Origin of the sequence: Campylobacter sp. IFREMER_LSEM_CL2127 (assembly GCF_025771745.1) — a bacterium.
GTDB lineage: Bacteria > Campylobacterota > Campylobacteria > Campylobacterales > Campylobacteraceae > Campylobacter_D.
On sequence record NZ_JAKMQV010000013.1, the window covers coordinates 1 to 22264 of the forward strand.

The 22264-nt window shown below is 30.4% G+C and carries 23 protein-coding genes and 1 pseudogene; 12 read left to right on the plus strand and 12 right to left on the minus strand.

What is annotated here, in order from left to right; all coding sequences use genetic code 11:
* Positions 1 to 87: 87 nt before the first annotated feature.
* From hemH to L8V77_RS06975, 3 genes are read right to left on the minus strand one after another with little or no spacing between them, the layout of a single operon-like run.
* Positions 88 to 993: a ferrochelatase gene (gene hemH, locus L8V77_RS06965; protein ID WP_263707297.1), complete on the minus strand. Its 906-nt coding sequence runs from the start codon at positions 991 to 993 to the stop codon at positions 88 to 90.
* A 2-nt stretch (positions 994 to 995) separates the two neighbouring features.
* Positions 996 to 1853 (minus strand): Gfo/Idh/MocA family protein, encoded by an 858-nt coding sequence (locus tag L8V77_RS06970; RefSeq protein ID WP_263707299.1) that lies wholly within the window; start codon positions 1851 to 1853, stop codon positions 996 to 998.
* Positions 1850 to 2926, minus strand: coding sequence for a DegT/DnrJ/EryC1/StrS family aminotransferase (locus tag L8V77_RS06975; protein ID WP_263707318.1), 1077 nt, complete (start codon positions 2924 to 2926; stop codon positions 1850 to 1852). Before L8V77_RS06975 ends, L8V77_RS06970 begins: the two co-directional genes overlap by 4 nt.
* Before the next feature lie 108 nt (positions 2927 to 3034).
* Between L8V77_RS06975 and alaS the strand changes: the two genes are divergently transcribed.
* The 6 genes from alaS (at position 3035) to L8V77_RS07005 (ending at position 11566) form a co-directional block, all read left to right on the plus strand.
* A complete protein-coding gene (gene alaS / locus L8V77_RS06980) occupies positions 3035 to 5572 on the plus strand; it encodes an alanine--tRNA ligase (protein ID WP_263707301.1) in 2538 nt (845 codons plus the stop codon).
* Positions 5572 to 6114, plus strand: coding sequence for a septum formation inhibitor Maf (gene maf / locus L8V77_RS06985; RefSeq protein ID WP_263707303.1), 543 nt, complete (start codon positions 5572 to 5574; stop codon positions 6112 to 6114). Before alaS ends, maf begins: the two co-directional genes overlap by 1 nt.
* On the plus strand, positions 6114 to 8045 hold the full coding sequence (locus L8V77_RS06990; RefSeq protein ID WP_263707319.1) for a PBP1A family penicillin-binding protein: 1932 nt from the start codon (positions 6114 to 6116) through the stop codon (positions 8043 to 8045). The genes maf and L8V77_RS06990 overlap by 1 nt, the downstream gene beginning before the upstream one ends.
* Positions 8046 to 8126: 81 nt before the next feature.
* Positions 8127 to 9020 (plus strand): protein-methionine-sulfoxide reductase catalytic subunit MsrP, encoded by an 894-nt coding sequence (gene msrP, locus L8V77_RS06995; protein ID WP_263707305.1) that lies wholly within the window; start codon positions 8127 to 8129, stop codon positions 9018 to 9020.
* Entirely contained in the window at positions 9020 to 9580 is a 561-nt protein-coding gene (locus tag L8V77_RS07000; RefSeq protein WP_263707306.1) for a sulfite oxidase heme-binding subunit YedZ, read from the plus strand. The genes msrP and L8V77_RS07000 overlap by 1 nt, the downstream gene beginning before the upstream one ends.
* A gap of 90 nt (positions 9581 to 9670) precedes the next feature.
* Positions 9671 to 11566, plus strand: a complete 1896-nt coding sequence (locus tag L8V77_RS07005; RefSeq protein ID WP_263707307.1) for an NAD(P)/FAD-dependent oxidoreductase — start codon at positions 9671 to 9673, stop codon at positions 11564 to 11566.
* Between the two features lie 30 nt (positions 11567 to 11596).
* On the opposite strand, the gene L8V77_RS07010 is transcribed toward L8V77_RS07005, so the two are convergent.
* The 5 genes from L8V77_RS07010 to L8V77_RS07030 all read right to left on the minus strand — a co-directional run bounded on the left by L8V77_RS07010 (position 11597) and on the right by L8V77_RS07030 (position 15156).
* A complete protein-coding gene (locus tag L8V77_RS07010; protein WP_263663080.1) occupies positions 11597 to 12121 on the minus strand; it encodes a DUF2165 family protein in 525 nt (174 codons plus the stop codon).
* A 66-nt stretch (positions 12122 to 12187) separates the two neighbouring features.
* The gene (locus tag L8V77_RS07015; protein WP_263707308.1) at positions 12188 to 14308 is read right to left on the minus strand and encodes a heavy metal translocating P-type ATPase; all 2121 of its coding nucleotides are present in this window, start codon (positions 14306 to 14308) and stop codon (positions 12188 to 12190) included.
* Positions 14298 to 14489 carry a cation transporter gene (locus L8V77_RS07020; RefSeq protein WP_263707309.1) on the minus strand — a complete coding sequence of 64 codons (192 nt, stop codon included), beginning with the start codon at positions 14487 to 14489 and terminating at the stop codon, positions 14298 to 14300. Before L8V77_RS07020 ends, L8V77_RS07015 begins: the two co-directional genes overlap by 11 nt.
* A gap of 14 nt (positions 14490 to 14503) precedes the next feature.
* Positions 14504 to 14812, minus strand: a complete 309-nt coding sequence (locus tag L8V77_RS07025; RefSeq protein WP_263707320.1) for a DMT family transporter — start codon at positions 14810 to 14812, stop codon at positions 14504 to 14506.
* A 2-nt stretch (positions 14813 to 14814) separates the two neighbouring features.
* A complete protein-coding gene (locus L8V77_RS07030) occupies positions 14815 to 15156 on the minus strand; it encodes a DMT family transporter (protein WP_263707311.1) in 342 nt (113 codons plus the stop codon).
* A 150-nt stretch (positions 15157 to 15306) separates the two neighbouring features.
* On the opposite strand from L8V77_RS07030, the gene L8V77_RS07035 reads away from it, so the two are divergent.
* The 6 genes from L8V77_RS07035 to L8V77_RS07060 all read left to right on the plus strand — a co-directional run bounded on the left by L8V77_RS07035 (position 15307) and on the right by L8V77_RS07060 (position 19082).
* Entirely contained in the window at positions 15307 to 16014 is a 708-nt protein-coding gene (locus L8V77_RS07035; RefSeq protein ID WP_214098152.1) for a YebC/PmpR family DNA-binding transcriptional regulator, read from the plus strand.
* A gap of 10 nt (positions 16015 to 16024) precedes the next feature.
* The gene (locus L8V77_RS07040) at positions 16025 to 16507 is read left to right on the plus strand and encodes a peptidylprolyl isomerase (protein ID WP_263663075.1); all 483 of its coding nucleotides are present in this window, start codon (positions 16025 to 16027) and stop codon (positions 16505 to 16507) included.
* Between the two features lie 47 nt (positions 16508 to 16554).
* Positions 16555 to 16983, plus strand: coding sequence for a trehalose-6-phosphate synthase (locus L8V77_RS07045; RefSeq protein ID WP_263707313.1), 429 nt, complete (start codon positions 16555 to 16557; stop codon positions 16981 to 16983).
* Positions 16984 to 17032: 49 nt separating this feature from the next.
* Entirely contained in the window at positions 17033 to 17638 is a 606-nt protein-coding gene (locus L8V77_RS07050; RefSeq protein ID WP_263707315.1) for a DedA family protein, read from the plus strand.
* 152 nt (positions 17639 to 17790) lie between these two features.
* Positions 17791 to 18567, plus strand: a complete 777-nt coding sequence (locus L8V77_RS07055; RefSeq protein WP_263707316.1) for a threonine/serine exporter family protein — start codon at positions 17791 to 17793, stop codon at positions 18565 to 18567.
* Entirely contained in the window at positions 18564 to 19082 is a 519-nt protein-coding gene (locus L8V77_RS07060) for a threonine/serine exporter family protein (protein ID WP_039618755.1), read from the plus strand. The genes L8V77_RS07055 and L8V77_RS07060 overlap by 4 nt, the downstream gene beginning before the upstream one ends.
* Here the strand turns inward: L8V77_RS07060 and argS are convergent.
* From argS to L8V77_RS07080, 4 genes and pseudogenes are all read right to left on the minus strand, one after another.
* The gene (argS, locus tag L8V77_RS07065; protein WP_263707317.1) at positions 19079 to 20674 is read right to left on the minus strand and encodes an arginine--tRNA ligase; all 1596 of its coding nucleotides are present in this window, start codon (positions 20672 to 20674) and stop codon (positions 19079 to 19081) included. The two genes, L8V77_RS07060 and argS, sit on opposite strands and share 4 nt — an antisense overlap.
* A 9-nt stretch (positions 20675 to 20683) precedes the next feature.
* Positions 20684 to 20923, minus strand: a complete 240-nt coding sequence (locus L8V77_RS07070; RefSeq protein ID WP_039618758.1) for a twin-arginine translocase TatA/TatE family subunit — start codon at positions 20921 to 20923, stop codon at positions 20684 to 20686.
* Position 20924: 1 nt separating this feature from the next.
* Positions 20925 to 21539 carry a guanylate kinase gene (gene gmk, locus L8V77_RS07075; RefSeq protein WP_263663070.1) on the minus strand — a complete coding sequence of 205 codons (615 nt, stop codon included), beginning with the start codon at positions 21537 to 21539 and terminating at the stop codon, positions 20925 to 20927.
* Positions 21540 to 21542: 3 nt separating this feature from the next.
* Positions 21543 to 22264, minus strand: a pseudogene (locus tag L8V77_RS07080) (hypothetical protein); the annotation flags it as partial.

The following is a 22264-nucleotide window of genomic DNA, read 5'->3' on the forward strand; positions in this document are numbered from 1 at the left end:
CCGTGAAATTTAACATTAAAACTCCTTTTGGAAATTAAAATAAGATTTGAAGTTTGGAATTATATATTAAAGTTGTTTAAAGTTTGTTTATAGGTTTAATTTATTTTTAATAAATTTTATAAACTCATCACTATCATTAGGACAAGGGATAAGCTCATAATCACTTTTTGCTAAGTGTCTATACTCAACTCCAAGTTCAAAAATCGTTTCAGAACAATCTATACAAAAAGATATAGGATAAATCAAAGCTTTTTGATTTAAATTTTCTAAAATATCACTTGTATTAGGTTCAAGCCATTTTACTGGACCTAGTTTTGATTGATACGATAAAATGATTTGTTCAAATTCATTTTTAAGTTTTTCTTTTAAGATACCCACATGCTCTTGCACATGTTTTTCATACAAATCGCCATTTTTAATCACTGAAAGCGGTAAAGAATGCGCAGAAAAAATCAAAGTTTTATAATCACATTCTTTCTTTTTTTCTAAAATATGCTTTATAATCATTTCATTATAAAGCTCATCTTTATAAAAAACATCAATGATTTTTACATTAGCTTGATTTTGGACACTTCTTAGCTCATTTTGCACTACTTCTAAAGAACTAGTTACAGTGGTTTTAGAATGATGAGGGTATAAAGGAAATAAAATGATTTCATCATTTTTTTGAAAATCATATTTTGAAAAAACATCATTTGCAAAGGGTGGCACATAAAGACTAATAAAATCAAAGCTATATTCTCTAGTTTTAGAATTTAATCTATCACATAAACTTTGTGTGATTTGAGTAAGCGGGGACTTCCCACCCATTTTTTCATAGTTTTGCTTCATAGCTTTTAGTCTTGATTTTCTTATCATAAAGGCTACAAATTTTCTTAAAAAAACATTTTTTATCCCTAAAATATAAGGATCATTAAACATATTTTTTAAAAAAACTTCACATTCTTCAAGTTTATTAACCCCGCCCATATTTAAAAAAAATACATATTTCACTATCAAACACCTTCTAAAATTTCTTGTACTCTCAAAGCATCTTCAATACTAGCTAAATTTTTACAAACCCCATTTTGCAAAAGCTCAAAAAAGTCTTCATGCTCAGCATATAAAGGAGAATTTTCATATAAATTTGGAATTTTTTGCATATTGATAAAAAGTTCAAAATTTTTAAGATCAAGTTCATAAGTATGTTTTTTACCTAAAAGTGTGATTTTTCTTATAATGCATTGTCCATTCCAGCTATCATGAATACTTGCTAAGATATTTTCTAATTTTAAGCTTATCATTACTTCATCTTCAAATTTATCATGATGGAAGCTTTTATAAATATTTGCTTTTAAAATTTGCTCTTGACTTAAAAATCTAACTAAGTCAATATCATGCACACTAAGATCACTTAAAACACCTACATCGTTTATTCTTTGCGGATAAGGCGAAATTCTTTGTATGTCAATACTTATAATCTCATCTTCTAAAAGTTTTTCTTTAAAAGTTAAAATAGCAGGATTAAATCTCTCGCAAAAACCCACCCCTACTTTGACTTTGTTTTCTCTAGCTTTTTGCTCTAAGATTAAAATTTCATCAACATTTAATGCCAAAGGCTTTTCTATCAAAACATTTTTTATTTTAGGAAAAACTTTTAAAGCTACATCTAAATGCGTATAGGTAGGCGTAGCAATGATAACACCATCAAGATTTTGTGCTAAAAAATCATCAAAATTTTTATGAAAAAAATGTTTAAAATCATCTTTGCAAAAAGGATCATAAAGATGAATTTCTTTTACTTTTAAATTACGCTCAAGTTCTCTTAAATGGTTTTTACCCATTTTACCAAGACCTATAAGCCCTATTTTCATTTAAAAGCCTCTATCACTCTAGCTTGGTGCTCTTCTTTTAAAAATGCACTCATAGGTAAGGATAAAATTTCATCACTTAAAAGTTCTGTATTTGGTAAATCGCCTTTTTTATAAGCAAGATAATCAAAAGCTTCTTGTAAATGAAGCCCTAAAGGATAATGCACCGCAGTAGGTATGCCTTGCTCTTGTAATTTTTGCATGAATTTTTCTCTATTCTTTACACGCACGCTATATTGAGCCTGGGCACTCACAAAATCATCTTTTCTTGGCGGTAAAATACAATTTTTTAAATTTTCATCATAAATTTTTGCTATTGCTTCTCTTTTTTTAATCTCTTCATCTAAGTATTTTAATTTCACATTTAAAATAGCTGCTTGGATGGTATCAAGCCTTCCATTAATACCGATGTATTTATGCTTATATCTTTGCACTTGTCCATGATTTAAATAAATTTTTATTTTTTGCGCTAATTCATCATCTTGGGTAAAAATCGCCCCGCCATCTCCATAAGCACCTAAAGGCTTAGACGGAAAAAAGCTTGTGCATGATATATCAGCTATAGCACATGATTTTATACCTTTTTGACTAGCTCCAAAACTTTGCGCACTATCTTCTATCAAAGCAATATTTTGACTTTTACAAAGCTCTTTTAGAGCAAACATATCAGGCATAAGCCCAAAAATACTCACAGCAATTACAGCTTTAGTTTTAGGCGTGATAGCACTTTGAACTTTTTCTAAACTAAGATTATAATCTTTAAAATCAATATCTACAAAAACAGGTTTAGCGCCGATTAGAGCAACCATTTCAGCTGTAGCTATAAAGGTAAAACTTGGCACTATTACCTCATCATCTCTACCCACGCCCAAAGCCATCAAGGCTAAAAATAACGCACTTGTGCCACTTGAACAACCTATTGCATGTTTAATACCTACATATTTAGCTAAATTGTTTTCAAATTCTTCTAATTTTACACCACCTATGAAAGAAGTGCTTTGTAAAACTTCACTAATAGCCTCATCGATTTCATTTTTATAAGCATTATATTGAGCATTTAAGTCTATAAAAGGAATTTTCATTGTATTACCTTAGTAAATTTAAAATCGTGATTATAGGATAGTTTTACTTAATTTAAAGTATTTTTGGTATTATTTTAAGCAAAAAACTAGCTAGGAAAATCTATGGATATAAGAAAAGAATATTTAGAATTTTTTAAGTCAAAAGGACACGAAATCACCCCTTCAAGCCCTTTAGTTCCTGATGATGCGACTTTACTTTTTACTAATGCAGGTATGGTGCCTTTTAAAAGTATATTTACTGGAGAAGTACCACGCCCTAATCCTCCGCGTAAAACAAGCTGTCAAACTTGCATAAGGGCCGGTGGAAAACACAATGACTTAGACAATGTAGGCTACACAGCAAGACATCATACTTTCTTTGAAATGCTTGGAAATTTTAGTTTTGGGGATTATTTTAAAGAACAAGCTATTGCTTATGCTTGGGAATTTGTAACTGAAGTTTTAAAACTACCTAAAGAAAGATTATATGTAACTGTACATGAAAGCGATGATGAAGCATATGAGCTTTGGCAAAAGCATATAGAAAAAGAAAGAATTTATAAATTTGGCGATAAAGATAATTTTTGGCAAATGGGCGATACTGGACCATGCGGGCCTTGTAGTGAAATTTTTTATGATCAAGGTGCTGAGCATTTTAATTCTAGCGAAGATTATATGGGTGGTGATGGAGATAGGTTCTTAGAAATTTGGAACCTCGTTTTCATGCAGTATGAAAGAAGCGCTGATGGCACACTTACTCCATTGCCAAAACCAAGCATTGACACAGGTATGGGACTTGAAAGAGTTAGCGCTATAAAAGAAGGAAAATTTAGCAATTTTGATAGTTCTTTGTTTATGCCTATTATTGAGAGTATTGCAAAACTTTGCGGTAAAACTTATACCTATGAAAGTGGAGCTAGCTATAGAGTAATCGCTGATCATATTAGATCAAGTGTATTTTTACTTGCTCAAGGAGTTGGTTTTGATAAAGAAGGTAGAGGTTATGTTTTAAGAAGAATTATGCGCCGTGCCTTAAGACATGGATATTTATTAGGTCTTAAAAGAGCTTTTATGTATGAGCTTGTAGATGTAGTGTGCGAGTTAATGGGTGGACATTATACTTACCTAAATGAAAAAAAAGAATTTATTAAAGAACAAATCAAACTAGAAGAAGAAAGATTTTTAAGCACTATTGAAAATGGCATAGAAATTTTTAACGAAGAACTTAAAAAAACTAAAGATATTTTTAGTGGTGAAGTAGCTTTTAAACTTTATGATACTTATGGTTTTCCACTTGATTTAACCCAAGATATGTTAAGAGAGAAAAATCTTAGTGTAGATGAGGCTAAATTTAATGAGCTTATGCAAGAACAAAAAGACAGAGCCAAAGCTTCTTGGAAAGGAAGTGGGGATAAAGCAATTAGCGGAGACTTTAAAGTTTTATTAGAAAAATTTGGCAAAAATACTTTTAGTGGCTATGAAAATTATGAAGAAAAAACTAAAATCATGGCTATTTTGGATGAGAATTTTAAAATCATAACCGAAGCTAAGGCAGGAGATATAGCATGGTTAATGCTTGAAAAAACTCCATTTTATGCAACAAGTGGAGGGCAAAGCGCTGATATAGGTTTTATCAATGAAAATGAGGTTTTAGATACACAAAAATTCTTTGATATTAATCTTAATCAAGTGAAATTAAAACAAGATCTTAAAACAAATGATGAAGTGTTAGCTTGCATAGATACTAAAAAAAGAGAACAAATCGCAAGACATCATAGTGCGACACATTTACTACACCATGCTTTAAGAGAAATTCTTGGCTCACACATTAGTCAAGCAGGTTCTTTAGTAGAGCATAATAAATTAAGATTTGATTTTACTCATCCAAAAGCCCTAAACAAAGAAGAATTAAAGCAAATAGAAGCTTTAGTAAATACTTACATCATGCAAGCAAATGAAGCTAAAATTGAAATTTTGGCTTTAGATGAAGCTAAAAAAAGTGGTGCCATAGCTTTATTTAGTGAAAAATATCAAGAAAAAGTAAGAGTTTTAACCCTAGGAGCTAGTAAGGAGCTTTGTGGTGGCACTCATGTGAAAAATAGCTCTGAAATAGGAAGTTTTTATATCATCAAAGAAAGCGGGGTTAGTGCTGGAGTTAGAAGGATAGAAGCAGTAGTAAGCAAAGCTGCACTTGATTATGTTAATGAAAATTTAAAAGAGTTAAACCAAGCCAAAGAAGAGTTAAAAACTCATGATATTTTAAGCTATGTGGCAAAATTAAAAAATGAAATAGCTAGTTTAAAAAATGAATTAAAAAATTCAAGCAAAACAGAATTAAACTCTAAAGAACTAAATGGCATTCAATATTGCGTGCAAAAAATAGATAGTGGCGATATAAAAACCATGATAGATGAGTTTAAAAACAAATTTAACAAAGCTGTAATTTTACTTTTACAAGAAAAAGAAGGCAAAATCATCATAGCTGCAGGTGTTAAAGACTCTTCATTAAAAGCTGGTGTTTTGGTAAAAGAAATTGCACAAATGCTTGGTGGAAACGGTGGCGGTAGGGATGATTTTGCAACAGCTGGCGGTAAAGATACAAGTAAAATAGAACAAGCGCTTGATCATGCTAAGAAAATCATAGAAGAAAGTCTTGCTTAATGCTTTATCTAGCTTCAAGTTCGCCTTCACGCGTTGCTTTATTAAAAGAAGCAAATATCGCTTTTGAACAAATTATTATCGATTATGATGAGAGCTTGGTAAAAAAAGATAATCCAAGCTCTTATGTGCAAAAAATTGTTTTAGAAAAAGAAAGGCAATTTTTTGCAAAATATCCTGATTTAAAAAATGTTTTATTTGCTGATAGCATAGTTTGTGCTCAAAATATCATTCTTACTAAAGCTAAAAGCGAGAACGAGGCTTTTAATATGCTCAATTTGCAAAGTGGCAAAAGCATTAGCGTTTTAAGCGCGATGATTTTAGTTTTAGAAGATAAAAAGATTTTTAATCTTAGCAAGTGTGATTTGATTTTGGATAAATTTGATTTAAAAGATATGCAAGAATACGTTGAGTCAAAACTTTATCAAGGCAAAGCCGGAGCTGTGATGTGCGAGGGATTTCATAAAAAATACATTAAAAAAATCATAGGCCATCAAAGTACAGCACTAGGGCTTAATATAGAACTTTTGAAAGCATTTTTATGATAAAAATTTTAAAAATATTTCTTTCTTTTTGTGTAGTGTGTGCGGTTGGAGTTTTTATATTTATTGCGTATTTATTTTCTGATTCTGATTTAAATCAATACACCTTTAAAGATTACAAACCACCTCTTACAACACAAATTTTTGATAAAAATGGAAAATTAGTTGCAAATGTTTTCGAGCAACACCGCTTTTACGCTCCTTATGAAGAACTTCCACCAAGACTTATAGAAGCTTTGGTAGCCATTGAAGATACTAGCTTTTTTGAACATGGTGGGGTTAATATAGATGCGATTTTTAGAGCAGCTATTAAAATCATAAGAAGTGGTGGAAAAACCATGGAAGGAGCTTCCACTCTTACGCAACAATTCATAAAAAACACAGAATTAACCCCTGAGCGTACTTTGAGTAGAAAGCTAAAAGAAGCCTTGCTTGCATATAAAATAGAAAGTACTTTAACTAAAGAGCAAATTTTAGAAAGATATTTAAATTTCATATTCTTTGGGCATGGATATTATGGAGTAAAAACTGCTGCGCTTGGATATTTTAGAAAAAATTTAGATGAGCTTAGCTTAAAGGAAATTGCTATTTTAGTAGGTATGCCAAAGGCTCCAAGTACTTATGATCCTACTAGACATTTAGATCTTTCTTTAGCTAGGGCAAATAGCGTAGTACAAAGGATGTATAATCTTGGTTGGATTTCTAAAGAAGAGTATGAAAATGCCTTAAAAGAAATTCCAAAAGTATATGATGATACTTTAACGCAAAATGCAGCCCCTTATGTTACTCAAGAAGTTTTAAAACAACTAAGCGGGATTAAAGACTTAAAAAGTGGTGGTTATAAAATAGAGCTTGCTATAGATCTTGATGTGCAAAATATTGCAAGAGAAGCTTTAAAATTTGGCTATGATGAAATAGTTAAAAGAGACAAAGATGCCAATTTAAGTACACTTAATGGAGCTATGATAGTAGCAAATCACCAAAATGGAGATATTTTAGCCTTAGTAGGTGGAGTAAATTATACAAAAAGTAATTTCAACCGCGCTACTCAAAGTTTAAGACAGCCTGGAAGTTCTTTTAAACCTTTTTTATACCAAATTGCCATTGATATGGGCTATTCTCCTATGAGTAAGGTTGCTGATATTTCAAGAATTTTTGAAAGCACCAAAGAAGATGAGAAAGACTGGAAACCTAAAAATTATGGTGGAAAATTTCTAGGGCTTATAAGCTTAAAAGAAGCATTAACTGGATCAAGAAACCTAGCTACCATAAATTTAGCTCTTGCCCTAGGACTTGATGTGATCCATGATAAACTTCAATTTATGGGCTTTGAGAATATACCGGTTGATTTATCTATAGTTTTGGGTAGCTTTGGAATTTCTATTTATGACTATGCTAAACTTTATACAGTATTTGGAAACTATGGCGTGCAAAAAGATTTAATACTCATTAAAAGAGTAATTGATAAAAATGGCAAAATGGTAGTAGAATTTAATTCAGGAGAAAGAAAAATCAGCAAATCCGAACAAGCCTTTTTAGTCAATGATATGATGCAAAATGTTGTTAAAAAAGGCACTGGACGCAATGCTAGAGTAGAAGGGATTGAAATAGCTGGAAAAACAGGTACTTCAAATAAAAGCATAGATGCGTGGTTTTGTGGCTTGACTCCTGAAATAGAAGCTATCATTTGGTATGGTAATGATGATAATAAACCTATGAAACAAATCGAAGGTGGCGCAAGGACTGCTGCTCCGGTTTTTAAAGAATTTTTAACAAAATACTTAGAACTTTATCCTGATAGTGCTAGAAAATTTATCATTCCAAAAGGAGTTTATCAAGGAATTTATGAAAAGCAAAGAGAGTATTACACTAATACTTCTCCATTTCCAAAAAATAACCCTGCTCTATCTGAAAACAATGAGATAATTTTTTAAAAATATTTTTTTATATAATAAAAATTATCCTTTTATTTTCCTTTATATGTTTTAATATCACAAAACTTATAAAGGAAAATTATGAATATCACAAACGAACAATTATATAAAAAAAGACGCCATTTTTTAAAACTAGGTGCTGGAGCTTTAGTTAGTTCAGCCTTAGTTCAATCTGAATTGGTGGCATTAAATTTCTTTCCTGATCCTAATAATGAAAAATTAAAACTTAGCGATGAAAAAATTGCAACTAATTATGTAAATTTTTATGAATTTTCTACTGATAAAAAAAGAGCTGTAGAGCTTGCGAAAAATTTCAACACAAACGGCTGGAAAATAGAAGTTAGCGGAGAAGTTGAAGAGCCTTTGACTTTAACTATGCAAGATTTATTAGCCTTTCCTTTAGAAGAGAGAATTTATAGATTTCGTTGTGTTGAAACTTGGTCTATGGTAGTGCCTTGGGTTGGTTTTGAATTGCGTGCTTTAATAGAAAAATGCAAAGTTAAAAGCGAGGCTAAATTTATAAAATTTACCACTCTTTTTGATAAAAATCAATTTGCCGATCAAGCTTCATTTTTCCCAACTCTTGATTATCCTTATGTAGAGGGCTTAAGATTAGATGAGGCTATGCATCCACTAACACTTATGGCTGTAGGAATGTATAAAAAGCCTTTATTAGGACAAAATGGAGCGCCGATTCGTCTTGTAGTTCCATGGAAGTATGGCTTTAAAAGCATAAAATCTATTGTAAAAATAGAATTTGCCAAAGAACAACCTAAAACTACATGGGAGCTAGCAAACCCTAGAGAATATGGATTTTATGCCAATGTTAATCCAAATGTCTCTCATCCAAGATGGTCTCAAGCAAATGAGCGTCCTTTGGGAGATTTTTTCACCAAGCCTACACAAATGTTTAATGGCTATGAAAAAGAAGTAGCACATTTGTATAAAGATATGGATTTAAAGGTTAATTTTTAATGAGCAAAAAAGTTTATAATATCGGTGGATTTTTAGCCTTTGCTTTAAGTATTGTTTTTAGCATCTATCAAATCATGCAAGAATTTGATATTGTAAAATCTGTATATTTTTATAGTGGTATATTTGGCTTAATCTTTTTTGGATTGAGCCTGTTTTTTTCACTTTTAAAGTATAAACACACAAAAGATTACCCTAAATTTTTAGGTTTTTATGCATTTTTTTGGGTTTTGATTCACTTTTTTAATTATTTTGCTTTTGGAAAAAATTTAGATTTAATACTTTTTTTCAAAGATACTTTTAGTAAAAATTTAGAATTTAGTGGTTTTATAAGCTTTTTTATACTCACATTTATGTTTATAAGCTCATTTGAGCTTTTTAAAAAAATGAGTAAAATAAGAAAACTTGGATATTTTTGCTTTTTGCTAGTAGCTTGGCATTATTTTTTATCTGCAAAAATACCACAAATTCCACATTTTTTAGCTTTAAGTCTAGCCTTGATTTTTCTACTTATTAAACTATATAAAAACTATAAAAAGAGAAAAAAAGTAACTTTTTTATAAAAATTTGTATTCAAATGAAACACTTTTAAGAGTAAATATATAAATATATTCTTAAAATAAGACTTGATATATCTTATTTTAAGGACAATCATGCAAAGAAGGGACTTTTTAAACGGAATGGCTTTAACTATACTTGCAGGAATGACTCCTTTGCAAGTATTATATGGTAAAGAAGCCAAAATCGAAGATTTCACTAAAGAATACTACCCGCCAAAATGGCTTGGGTTAAGAGGTAGTAATAATGCAAGTTATGAATTTGCACATATGCTAAGAGATGGTGAAAAATTTGACTTTAGCGCTATCAAACCTAAACAAGAATATAATTTGGTTGTAGTTGGAGCTGGAATTAGTGGTTTAGCAGCTGCCTGTTTTTATCAAAACAAATTTGGAAAAGATAAAAAAATTCTTATCCTTGATAATCATGATGATTTTGGTGGACATGCTAGAAGAAATGAAATAGATTTAGAAGATGGTACTATTTTAAGTTATGGTGGTAGCGAAACATTTCAATCACCAAAGGCGTTATATTCTAAAGAAGTAGTAGATTTATTATCATCTTTGGGTGTGGATATTGATGAGCTTGCTAAACGTTTTGATGTAAATTTTTATCCTGATTTAAATCTTAGCAGGGGTGTGTATTTTTCTAAGGCTGAATTTGGAGTAGATAAGGTCGTAAGTGGCAACCCTAGAAAAGTAATTTGTGATGATATTCCTGAGGGAAGACATAATGGTAGAAGCGTTGAAGCTTTTATAGGTGATTTTCCTCTTAATGAAAAAGATAAAAAAGATTTAATTGCTTTATTTAAAAGCGAAAAAGACTATTTAAAAGGCTTGACAAAAGAGCAAAGAGATGAGTATGTAGCTAAAACAAGCTATAAAAAATTCTTAGAAGAAAAAGTTAAGCTTTCACCACAAGCTGTAAAATTCTTTGAAGGTATGACAGATGACTTTTTGGCTTTAGGTATTGATGCTGTTTCTTGTGAAGATGCTAGAGCTTCATTTTTACCTGGTTTTGACAAACTTGGACTTGATCCAATCGAGGGAGAAGCATTAGCTGAAATGGAAGAACCATATATCCACCACTGTGCTGATGGTAATGCTACTGTTGCTAGATTAATGGTTAGAAGATTAATTCCTGATGTGTCTAAAAAAGGCAAAGATATGGATGAAGTTACTCTAGCTCATTTTGATTATTCTAAACTTGATCTTGCTAAAAACAAAGTGCGTTTAAGATTAAACAGCACTGTTATAAATGTAGAAAATACAAAAGATGGAGCTTTGGTAACTTACGTTAATAAAGGCAAAAATTACAGAGTAAAAGCTAAAAAAGTTGTAATGGCAAACTACAATAGTATGATTCCATACATAGTACCAAGCATGCCACAAGATCAAAAAGATGCTTTGAGTAAAAACGTAAAAACATCACTTTTACACACAAATGTTATTATAAGTAACTGGGAACCATTTATAAAACTTGGAGTACATGAAATTTATTCACCAAAAATGCCTTATGCTAGAACCAAGCTTGATTATCCTGTAGATATGGGAGGATACCATCACCCAAGAGATCCTAAAAAGCCTATTTGTGTTCATATGGTATGCTCGCCTTTAGTATTTGCTTCTATGCAAGGAATCGACCTTGAAGGAATGGATGCAAGAGATAGAGCTAGAGTGGGTAGAAATTTATTATTCACTATGAGTTTTGAAGAACATGAAAAAATCGTTCGCGATCAACTTCAAGGCATGTTAGGCTCGGCTGGATTTGACCATGAAAGAGACATTAAGGCTATAGTTGTAAATCGTTGGGGGCACTGTTATTCATATACAGAAAACAGTCTTTTTGATGATAGTGAAGAAGCGCAAAAAACTATAGAACTTGCAAGAAAACCTTTTGGTAATATCGTTATAGCAAATTCAGATGCTGATTGGGATGCTTATATGCACGCAGCAATTGATCAAGCATATCGTGCTGTTAATGAACTATAAAATCAAACTCCTTTTTAGGAGTTTGATGAATCAATCATCGTTTTTGATACTAATATAAATTAAAGCTAAAAGCATATAAGTTACTAATCTAGTAGCATCAGGTAAGCCATTCCAAGTTTTACTCATCCACATACCAAACCATTCTGCAGCCACTACTTGAAAGCCAAAAAACCAAAGTAAACAACAACAAGTTAAAGCAATGATTCCAAATTTTTTAGCTTCATGGAAAGTTTTTGCATCTGAATTTCTTGCGTTAAACATATCCAAGGCGCCTTTTAAAGCAGTTAACATAATAAAGGCTTCAAAACAAATAATAAAAATATAGGCAATATGATGGATAGTAGAATTTGTAATAGCTCTATAAACAATAGCATTACCTAAATAATCAGGTTTGGTATCCATGCTCATAACATGTTTTACAAATTGAAAATTTGAATTGTAATCAGTTACATTACCAAAAACAACAATAGCCGCTAAAGAGGCAACTGTAAGCAAGATAATCATTTTAGAATATCTTACTATATTCATCATAGAAAAACCGCAGTTGCAATTCATTCTAGTACTCCTTTTTGTTAAATTTATATTAATATATTATAGAAAATATTAAATAAACTTAAATACCTAACGTAATCTTAAAGAATTTAGTACAACTGTTACTGAACTAAAACACATTGCTAAAGCTGCCAAATGCGGACTAAGACTTATAAATGGCACAAAACCTGCTGCAATAGGAATACACAAAGCATTGTAAATAAAAGCCCAAAAAAGATTAAGTTTGATGATATTTTTAGTTTTTTGAGAAAGCTCAAAACAATAAGCTATTAAAGATAAATCATCTTTTATCAAAATCAAATCTCCACTTTTTTTAGCAAGCTCACTTGCTTTGGAAAAACTTATGCTTGCACTAGCTAAATTTAAAGCAGGAGCATCATTGATACCATCTCCTATAAAAAGCACTTTTTCTTTTTTGATTTTTTCTTTTATAAAATCAAGCTTTTGCTCGGGTTTTAAGTCAGAATAATATTCATCAATATTAAGCTCATTTGCTATTTTGGCAACACTTTTTTTATTATCACCGCTTAAAATAATACTTTTTACACCTTTTTGTTTTAAATTTGCTATCAAGTCTTTAGCTTCGTTTTTAAGTTCATTTTTCAAGCAAACCCCACCAAGACAAATTTTATTTTTTGCAAAATACAAACATATAGGTGCTTGATCTTCAAATTCTTGTAAAAATTGTTTGCTTTTTTGTATATCAACGCCATTTTCAAACATTAATTTTTCATTGCCTATTAAATATTTATCTTCATTTTCCTCATAAAGCAAACCACTACCCACTAAAACACTTAATTTTCCTTGTAAATTTAAATTTACATTCAATTCTTTAGTAAAAGCCTTTGCGATTGGGTGTGAGCTTAAATTTTCAATTTGGGTGAGTTTTTGAAAATTTTCTTGAGTTAGATCATGCTTATAAACACTTAAGTCATCTTGACTTAAAGTACCTGTTTTATCAAAAATAGCAAGTTTTATACTAGCTAAATTCTCTAGCACTGCTGGATTTTTCACTAAGATAAAATTTCTTGCTCCATTTGCTAAAGCACTAACTATGGCTATAGGGGTTGCTAAGCCCAAAGCGCAAGGACAAGAGATTAAAAGCGTAGCACAAGCATGTAAAAACGCTGCATTAATTCCTTCTTTAAAATACCAAAAAGCAAACACAAAAAGTGTTAAAATTATAATACAAGCTACAAAATAAGCTGAAATCTTATTAGCTAAATTTGCTAAAGGTGTTTTGACACTACCTGCTTTAAAAACAAGATCTTTGATTTGTTCTAATGAACTTTCAATCGCCTTTTTATTGGCTTTAATCTTTAAGCTTCCATTAATCAACACAGTTCCTGCTAAAATCTCATCATCTTGCTTTTTAAAAAGTGGTAAAAACTCTCCTGTTAAAAAACTCACATCAACCTCAGCTTCACCTGCTATAATCATCCCATCAGCAACAACGCTTTCGCCCTCTTTTACTAAAATCACATCATTTTCTTTTACAAAAGCACTGGGTATGCTTTTTATACTTCCATCTTCTAAGATTATATTAGCTTTTTTAATATCTATATTTTTTAATTTATTTTGATATTCTAAGGATTTAAATTTAGCCTTTTCTTCTAAGTATTTACCCAATAAAACAAAGCTTATAATCATCGCTCCACCACTAAAATACAAATAACCATCTTTGCTAAATACCTCAAAATACACAAAAAAAGAATATACAAAAGAAGTAAAGGCACCTAAGGATATCAAAGTGTTCATATCTAAATTTTTATGTCTTAATCCTTTAAGAGCGTGGATAAAAAAACCTTTTCCACAATAAAAAATCGCTATCATAGATAAAAACATTTGAATTAAAGCGGAAACATTTCCTTGGACAAACATTTCAAAATACATCACAATAGAGCTTAAAATTATACTCATGATAAGCTTTGTTTTCATATTTTTAAGCTCTTTGAGTTTAAACTCGTATAAATTTTGCTCTTCTTGTAATATCTCAAAACCCAAAGCTTTGATTTTTTCTTTGATTTTTACTTCCAAGGATAAATCTTTAAGCAAAAACACTCCACTAGAGTTGACATAAGAAACACTTACATCTTCAACTCCATCAATTTTTGCACAAACTTTTTCTATAGCATTAGAGCAATTAACACAAGTCATATTACCTATTTTTAATTTTAACTCATGCTTCATCTATCTCAAAACCTAAATCTTGCAATTGTTTTTTGAACTCTTCAACTTGCTCTGCTTTTAAATCAATCTCTATGCTTTTTGTTTCAACATTTATTTGCATAGTACCAAATTCATCTTCTAGTGAAGCCTTGATTAAATTGACACAACTTTGGCAATTAATATTTTTAGTTTTTACAATCACTTATTATCCTTATTTTAAGAATTTAAAAGCACAACTGCGATCAAAACCACAACAATACCAACTAAGCCAATTTTATTTAATTTTTCCTTATAAAAAACCCAACCACCAAGACAAGTTCCTATAATCCCAATAGCACCCCAAGTAGAATATGCAATACTTAATGGAACATATTCCAAACTAAAAGAAAGCATAAAAAAAGCTAAAATTGCACAAAAAATCGCCCCAAATCCCCATTTTTTATGTTTAAAACTTTCAGATTTTTTTAATAGCAAATTTGCCACTATGTCAAGAACGGCTGACAAAACGATCACTGCTAAATACAATTTCATTCTTCTTTTACCTCGCCCAAATTAATCATCGCAATTCCAATTATCGATAAAATAATTCCTAAAATTTGCAAACTAGTTAGTCTTTCTTCAAACAGCACAAAAGAAACCAAAAGAATTAGTATCATCCCCAAAAGCTCCCATATTGCATAAGCAATACCAATTTGAATTTTTTTAACCGCAAGCCCCATAAGAAAATAAGAAAAAGCGATAAATAAGGCCATAAAAAAATAGCCAAAAAGTTTATTCTCTATTTTTAAAAAGCTTGTTCCTATAACTTCAAACACAATAGCACCAATTAAAAAAAACCATGCAATTAAAACTTCTTTTTTTGCACTCATATTTTTCCTTATGTTTTTGATTTTTATTGTCGTGAGATAAAATAATGTTTTATAATATTTATTCATTATATCTAAGTAATTCTTAAAATCAAATTTAGATTTTTTAGTTTATACTTTTAGCTTTAAAACAATATAAGAAAGAGAGAATTTATGGGAAGAGCGTTTGAATATCGCAGAGCCTCTAAAGAAGCAAGATGGGATAAAATGAGCAAACTTTTTCCAAAACTTGCAAAGGCTATACAAGTAGCAGCAAAAGAAGGCGGAGCTGATCCTGATATGAATCCAAAGCTTCGTAGTGCCATAGCTACTGCAAAAGCTAATAATATGCCAAAAGACAATATCGATGCAGCTATTAAAAGAGCAAGTGGAAAAGATAGCGCTGATATTAAAAATATCCACTATGAAGGAAAAGCAGCACATGGAGCTTTAATCATTGTTGAGTGTATGAGTGATAATCCTACACGCACAGTAGCAAATGTAAAAGCGATTTTTAGCAAAAATGGTGGAGAAATTTTACAAAATGGCTCTTTAACTTTTATGTTTTCACATAAAGCTGTTTTTCATCTTGAAAAATATGATGGAGATTTAGAAGAACTTGAGCTTGAACTCATTGATGCAGGACTTGAAGAGCTTGAGCAAAATGAAGAGGAATTACTAATTATAGGTGATTACACTGCCTTTGGCGAGCTTAGCAATGCCATAGAAAAAAAAGGTTTAGTGCTTAAAAAAGCAGGACTTGAGTATCTTGCTAACAATCCTGTAAATTTTAGCGAAGAACAACTTCTTGATATTGAAAAATTGCTTGATAAATTAGAAGATGATGATGATGTGCAAGCAGTTTATACTAATATAGAATAGGATCAAAAAAATGCTTAAAAAAATCGACACAAAAAATGCAAAAAAATACAATTTTGCTATCATTAGCACCGAAAAAGGTGATATGAAATTAGAATTATTTCCCGATGAAGCACCGCAAACTGTGTGTAATTTTGCTAATTTAGCTAATGATGGTTTTTATGATGAGCTTGTTTTTCACCGCGTGATTCCAAATTTTGTGATACAAGGTGGTTGTCCTTATGGTATAGGCTCAGGTGGCCCTGGCTATGAGATAGAATGTGAATGTGACGATCAAAAACACAAGCACTTAAGAGGTAGCTTATCTATGGCTCACGCTGGTAGAGATACAGGCGGATCGCAATTTTTCATTTGTCATAGCCCACAGCCTCATTTAGACGGAGTGCATACTATCTTTGGGCAAATTAACCCTGAAGATAAAGAAAGTTTGGAAGTACTAGATAGCATTAGAGCAGGAGATAAAATCAAAACTATCCAAATTTTAGAAAAACTTTAATTTTACATCTCCTTAAAATTGTGCTATGATTTTTAAGGAGATTAATTATGCATTTTATTTTTATTTGTATTCATCTTATTTGCGCTGTATTTTTTATAGCCTATGTATTTTTTGATGTATGTGTTTATCGCTTTGCTTATCAACACCAAAGTAAAGAAGATTGCGATAAAATCAAAAAAGCCTATACTAAATCAAGTATTTTTATTTTTGCTGGTATTTTCATCTTACTTTTACTAAGTGGATTTTATCTTTTGAGCTTTTATGAAATTAATTCTTTTTGGGATTTTTTTGCAAGTAATTTTGGCATATTTTTATTTATCAAACTTTTATTATTAGTAACAATGCTGGCTTTGACTTTTTATTCTTTATTTTTTATAAAAGTTTTAAAAAGAAAAGATCCTTTAAAATCTCACTTGATTGCATTGATTTTATGTATTTTAATAATCATTTGTGCAAAAGCGATGTTGTATTTTTAAAACATTAAAACTAAGCTTATATCATTAGCTTAAAAAATAAAGGTTATTTATGCTTGGTGATATTATAGATTTTTTACTCACTCTTGCAAAAGATTGGGGTTATTGGGGGATTATTTTTCTTATGTTTGTAGAAAGTTCCTTTTTTCCTTTTCCCAGTGAAGTAGTGATGATACCTGCTGGATATTTAGCCCATCAAAATGAACTTAACTTTTGGCTATGTCTGCTTTGTGGGACTTTTGGAGCTCTTTTAGGAGCTTTGCTTAATTATTATTTATGTTATTTTTTAGGACGGGAAGTTCTTTTGAAAATATGCAAATATTTTGGAGTTAATGAAGCAAAATTTGCTCAATTTGAGGCCTTTTTTAACAAACATGGTGAGATATCAACCTTTAGTGGTAGATTAATCCCTGGTTTGCGTCAGTATATTTCTTTACCTGCAGGATTAGCAAGAATGAATTTGAAAAAGTTTATATTTTATACTAGTTTAGGGGCTGGAATTTGGTGTTTGATTTTGCTTATATTAGGTTATATTTTAGGTAAAAATGAAGATTTAATCAAAGAATATCTGCATTTTGTTATTGTAGCTTGTATTGTTTTTGCTGCTATGATTGTAGCTATTTATATCTATATCCAAAAAAGAAAAAAGATATCTTAAAATTTCATTTTTAAATACCTAGTTTCATTAGCTAGGTATTTTATTATTTTCTTTAATTTGATATATATTTTTCTAAAAACATTTAAATTTATATGATTTTATATTTGATTTTTGATAAAATCTTATAAAAATTATTTCAAAGAAAAAAGGTTATGCAAAAGCCATCTATTCAAAATTTAACGGATTTTTTAATCGAATACATTAGTGTTTTTCTAAGTGCTGGAACTTACACAGCAAGAGTGGCAAAGTGCGTTGGAAGAATAGCTAATGCATATGGTTATGAGATTAACATGAATTTTTTCTTTCATCATACCACACTAAATATTTTTGATAAAGATGATAATTCCATACAAAGAACCTATATCATACCTAATAAGCACAATCATATTAATTTTAAACTGATTTTAGAACTAAGTGCATTAAGCTGGCAAATTCATGATCATAAATACAACCTAGAAGAAGCTAAATTTTCTCTTTTAAAACTCAAACAAAGCACAAGAAATCCTTTTTTAGCGAATTTATTTTTAGTTTCAGTGGCAAACTCAGCATTTTGCAAGCTATTTGGAGGAGATTTTTATGGTTGCTTATTTGTATTTTTAGCTACTTTAGTAGGTTTTAGCTTAAGAGTTTTACTCACTAGAATAAAAATTGATTTAAGAATTCAATACATTATTTGTTCTTTTTTATCTTCTTTTATTGTATTTTTTGGGGTGGATTTGAAACTCGTGCAAGAAGCTAATGTTGCTTTGGGTTCTAGTATATTATATTTAATTCCTGGGGTTTATTTTATAAACTCCGTTATAGACATTTTAAAAGATCATATACTTATGGGGCTTAGTCGTATTATTAGTGTGGCGATATTAGTATGCTGTATTGCCATTGGAATTTACACTACTCTTGGTATTAATGATTTTGGGATTTTAAGATGATTGATTATTCTTCTATACTTTGGGATATGTTTTTTGCAGCTTTAACAGGTTTTGGTTTTGCTTATGTGTGTAATCCACCCTTTAAAACACTCATACTCTCAGCCATATTAGCCGCTATAGCTCATGGTATGCGCTTTACCTTGATGGGATATTTTGGCTTTCAAACCTTGGCTATTGCAACCTTTATAGCTTCTTTTAGTATAGGCTGTCTTGGTTTATTTTTAGCTAAGATTTTTAAAACACCTGCTGAAATCATAGCTTTTCCCGCTCTCATTCCTATGATACCTGGAATTTATGCATATAAGGCCATATTGTATTTGATTTCTTTTATACGCTCAGAAGATATTAGCGAAAAGACTAATTTCTTGATTCAATTTTTTGATCATTTTTTTACAACACTTTCAGTAACACTAGCCTTAGCAGTAGGAGTAAGTGTGACTTTGCTTTTGTTTTTTGAGCAAAGCTTTATGATGACAAGAAGTATTAAAAAAAGTAAAAATCACGACCAAAATTAATCGTGATTCATTTTATTTTTTGCCTCTATTCCCATAAGTGCAAAAGCTGTTTTAATACTTAAAGCACATACGGCAAAAAGTTTTAAAAGCTCATCTTCGTTATCTGAGCCAACTACTTTATTTTCATTATAAAATTTATGAAATAAAGAAGCTAAATTTTTTAAATAATCAGGAATTTTTTGCAAGGCTCTTGACTCAAATGCGTCATTAAGCACTGCTTTTAAATTTAAACTTTCAAATAAAAGATTCATGCCATCTTCATTCAAACTCTCAAATTTAGCATGCATAACATCATCTACACTTTTACCCGCCTTAGCAAATACTTGATGAATTCTAGCATGAGCATAATTAATATAATACACAGGATTAGAGCTATCTTCTTTTTTAAACTCATCTACATCAAACTCTAAATGTGTATCACATTTTTTACTAATAAAAATATATCTTAACACATCACTGCCAAGCTCTTCTAAAACATCACCCATTAAGATGAAATTTCCCGCTCTTTTGCTCATTTTATAAGGCTCACCATTTTTTAATAATGAAACCATTTGCGCTAAGATAATTTCAAGATTTTGACTATCATGACTTAAAAATTCCATAGCAGCTTTCATTCTAGCTATATAGCCATGATGATCAGCTCCCCATATATTAATACACTTATCATAACCGCGGCTCATTTTATCTTTATGATAAACTATATCAGCAGCTAGATAAGTTCCTTTTCCATCATCTTTAATAATCACACGATCTTTTTCATCGCCTTTAGCACTTGAAGCAAGCCAGATTTTACCATCTTGTTCATAAGTACCGCCATGCTCTTTTAAAGCTTTTAAGGTATTTTCTAATTCATTATAATAACTCGTTTCGCTCACATAAGTATCAATAAATATCTTAGCATCGGCCAAATTTTGCTTGATAATTTTAAGCATTTTATCCTTAGCCCAAAGTGCTAATTGCGGAATGTTTTCTTCTACAAAGAAATCTTTTTCAAAATCAACAAAAGCTTCTTTTGCTACATCTACGATATATTCGCCTTTATAATACTCATCAGGATATTGAACTTGCTCTTTTAAACAATGCTCTTTTACTGCAAGTAATATAGAAAGACCTAAAAGATAAATTTGATTACCTGCATCATTGACATAATATTCTGTATCAAATTTATACCCTAAATGCCTAGCAACCCTAGTTAAAGTATCGCCAAAAATAGCCCCTCTAGCATGTCCTATGTGTAAAGGTCCTGTCGGATTTGCACTCACATATTCAAGTAAAAAACTCTGCTCTTTTTTATCATCTTTTGCAAAATTTTCACTATCGCCCAAAGCTTGCGTAGCCAAAGAATTTAAAAAAGTTTTTGAAAGTTTAAAATTTACATAACCATTTAAAGCCTCTACACTTTCAAAACAATCACAATTTTTTAACTTAGCAACAATATCATTGGCAATTATCATAGGATTTTGCTTTAATTCTTTAGCCAAAGAAAAAGCCAAAGGCGTGGCAAAATGAGCTAGATTTTTATTCTTGGGATTTTCTAAGATAAAATCTCTTCCTAATTTTTCTTTAATTTCTTTATAAACTAAAGTTTTCAATGTATTGCCTTAAGCTTTTTTTACTTCTTCGTTATTTTCTTTTACAAGAACATCTTTTTCATTGATTTTTTCAATTTTTTGCGCATCTTCTTGAACGATTTTTTTATCATCTTCTGTATTCATTTCATCTTTAAAAGTTTTAATACCTTTTCCTAAACCTTTAGCAAGTTCTGGAATTTTTTTTGCACCAAAAAGTAACACCACAATAAGTAATATAATCAACCATTGAGTTCCGCTTGGCATATGCATTTTATTCTCCTTTATTCCATTGAATTTGAATTTGTTTTAAATCATGTTTTGTACTTTTTAATTTTGAAGCTTCAAAAACCGCTTCTAACTCCCTATAGCTTTTTTCAAGATCATCATTTATGATTAAAAAATCATATCGATCCAAATAAGCCATTTCATCACTAGCATTTTCCAATCTTTTGCTAATATCTTCTATTTTATCAGTATTTCGCTTAAGCAATCTTTTTTCAAGTTCTTTTTTATTTTTAGTTGTAATAAAAACAGAAGTAATATATTCAGGCATTTTTTCTTTAGCTATACAAAAACCTTGCACATCGATATCAAAAATGACACTTTTACCCTCTTGTAATGCTTTTTTCACAGGGATTAACGAAGTGCCATAATAATTTTTATGTACCAAAGCCCATTCTAAAAAATCACCTTTTTCTATACCTTGTTTAAATTCTTCTTCGCTAATAAAAAAATAATCTACTCCATTTTTTTCATTTTCTCTAGGAGCTCTTGTTGTACTTGAAATAGAAAAATAAATATTATCTTTTTCTTTAAAAAGCCTTTGAAGCAAGGTACTCTTACCTGCTCCACTTGGCCCTGAGATGATTAAAATTTGACCACTCAATGTTTATTCCTCATCAAAGCTTATGTTAATGTTTATATTCATTTTCATGCCTTTTAAGGCTGCTTTTAAAGTATCATCGGTAATACTCGAAGTGATAGTTTGAGCTATACTTTTACTAAGCTCATTTACCATTTCATCTTCTTGTAAATTCTCTGCTTTTTCTTCAGTGTTTACCTTGCTTACTTCTTTCTTTTCTGCAATAGCTGGAGCAAGTTCTTCTCCTAAAGCTAACATAATATCATTTTCGTTTAAATTTGCAAATTCATCTTGCGTTTCATCTAAAACTTCACTCATATTTTCCTCTATATTTTCCTCATTCACATCGGCTTGTGATTTCATTTGTAAATCTTCACCCTCACTTAAATCCTGCATATCAAAATCACTCATTAAATTCTCATCAATATCACCAAATTCTTCATCTAATTCATCAATAGCAGCTAATTCTTCTTTTATTTTGTCTTGAGTGCTTAACTCCTCTTCTGGTTGAAAATCATCTATACTTTCATCTTCAAAAACCTCTTCTACTAAAGGTTCATTTTCTTCTGTAACACTATCATCATCTTTTGCTTCACCAATAAATTGAGCATCTTCAGGTAAATCATCAAAACTCATCTCTTTTTCGCTCATTTCTTCAACCATAGGTAAATCATCAAGAGAATCAAATTCGGCAGGGTTTTCTTCTATATTTTCTTCTATATTTTCTTCTATATTTTCTTCTATATTTT

Bases quoted from the DNA above. Each gene is read 5' to 3' on its own strand.
- L8V77_RS07070 (WP_039618758.1), bottom strand. From the start codon at position 20,923: ATGCATATGCCAAGCGGAACTCAATGGTTGATTATATTACTTATTGTG.
- L8V77_RS07055 (WP_263707316.1), top strand. From the start codon at position 17,791: ATGCAAAAGCCATCTATTCAAAATTTAACGGATTTTTTAATCGAATAC.
- maf (WP_263707303.1), top strand. From the start codon at position 5,572: ATGCTTTATCTAGCTTCAAGTTCGCCTTCACGCGTTGCTTTATTAAAA.
- L8V77_RS07015 (WP_263707308.1), bottom strand. From the start codon at position 14,308: ATGAAGCATGAGTTAAAATTAAAAATAGGTAATATGACTTGTGTTAAT.
- alaS (WP_263707301.1), top strand. From the start codon at position 3,035: ATGGATATAAGAAAAGAATATTTAGAATTTTTTAAGTCAAAAGGACAC.
- msrP (WP_263707305.1), top strand. From the start codon at position 8,127: ATGAATATCACAAACGAACAATTATATAAAAAAAGACGCCATTTTTTA.
- L8V77_RS07010 (WP_263663080.1), bottom strand. From the start codon at position 12,121: ATGAATTGCAACTGCGGTTTTTCTATGATGAATATAGTAAGATATTCT.
- L8V77_RS07045 (WP_263707313.1), top strand. From the start codon at position 16,555: ATGCATTTTATTTTTATTTGTATTCATCTTATTTGCGCTGTATTTTTT.
- L8V77_RS07060 (WP_039618755.1), top strand. From the start codon at position 18,564: ATGATTGATTATTCTTCTATACTTTGGGATATGTTTTTTGCAGCTTTA.
- L8V77_RS07005 (WP_263707307.1), top strand. From the start codon at position 9,671: ATGCAAAGAAGGGACTTTTTAAACGGAATGGCTTTAACTATACTTGCA.
- L8V77_RS07035 (WP_214098152.1), top strand. From the start codon at position 15,307: ATGGGAAGAGCGTTTGAATATCGCAGAGCCTCTAAAGAAGCAAGATGG.
- L8V77_RS07050 (WP_263707315.1), top strand. From the start codon at position 17,033: ATGCTTGGTGATATTATAGATTTTTTACTCACTCTTGCAAAAGATTGG.
- L8V77_RS07000 (WP_263707306.1), top strand. From the start codon at position 9,020: ATGAGCAAAAAAGTTTATAATATCGGTGGATTTTTAGCCTTTGCTTTA.
- L8V77_RS07040 (WP_263663075.1), top strand. From the start codon at position 16,025: ATGCTTAAAAAAATCGACACAAAAAATGCAAAAAAATACAATTTTGCT.
- L8V77_RS06970 (WP_263707299.1), bottom strand. From the start codon at position 1,853: ATGAAAATAGGGCTTATAGGTCTTGGTAAAATGGGTAAAAACCATTTA.
- L8V77_RS07030 (WP_263707311.1), bottom strand. From the start codon at position 15,156: ATGAGTGCAAAAAAAGAAGTTTTAATTGCATGGTTTTTTTTAATTGGT.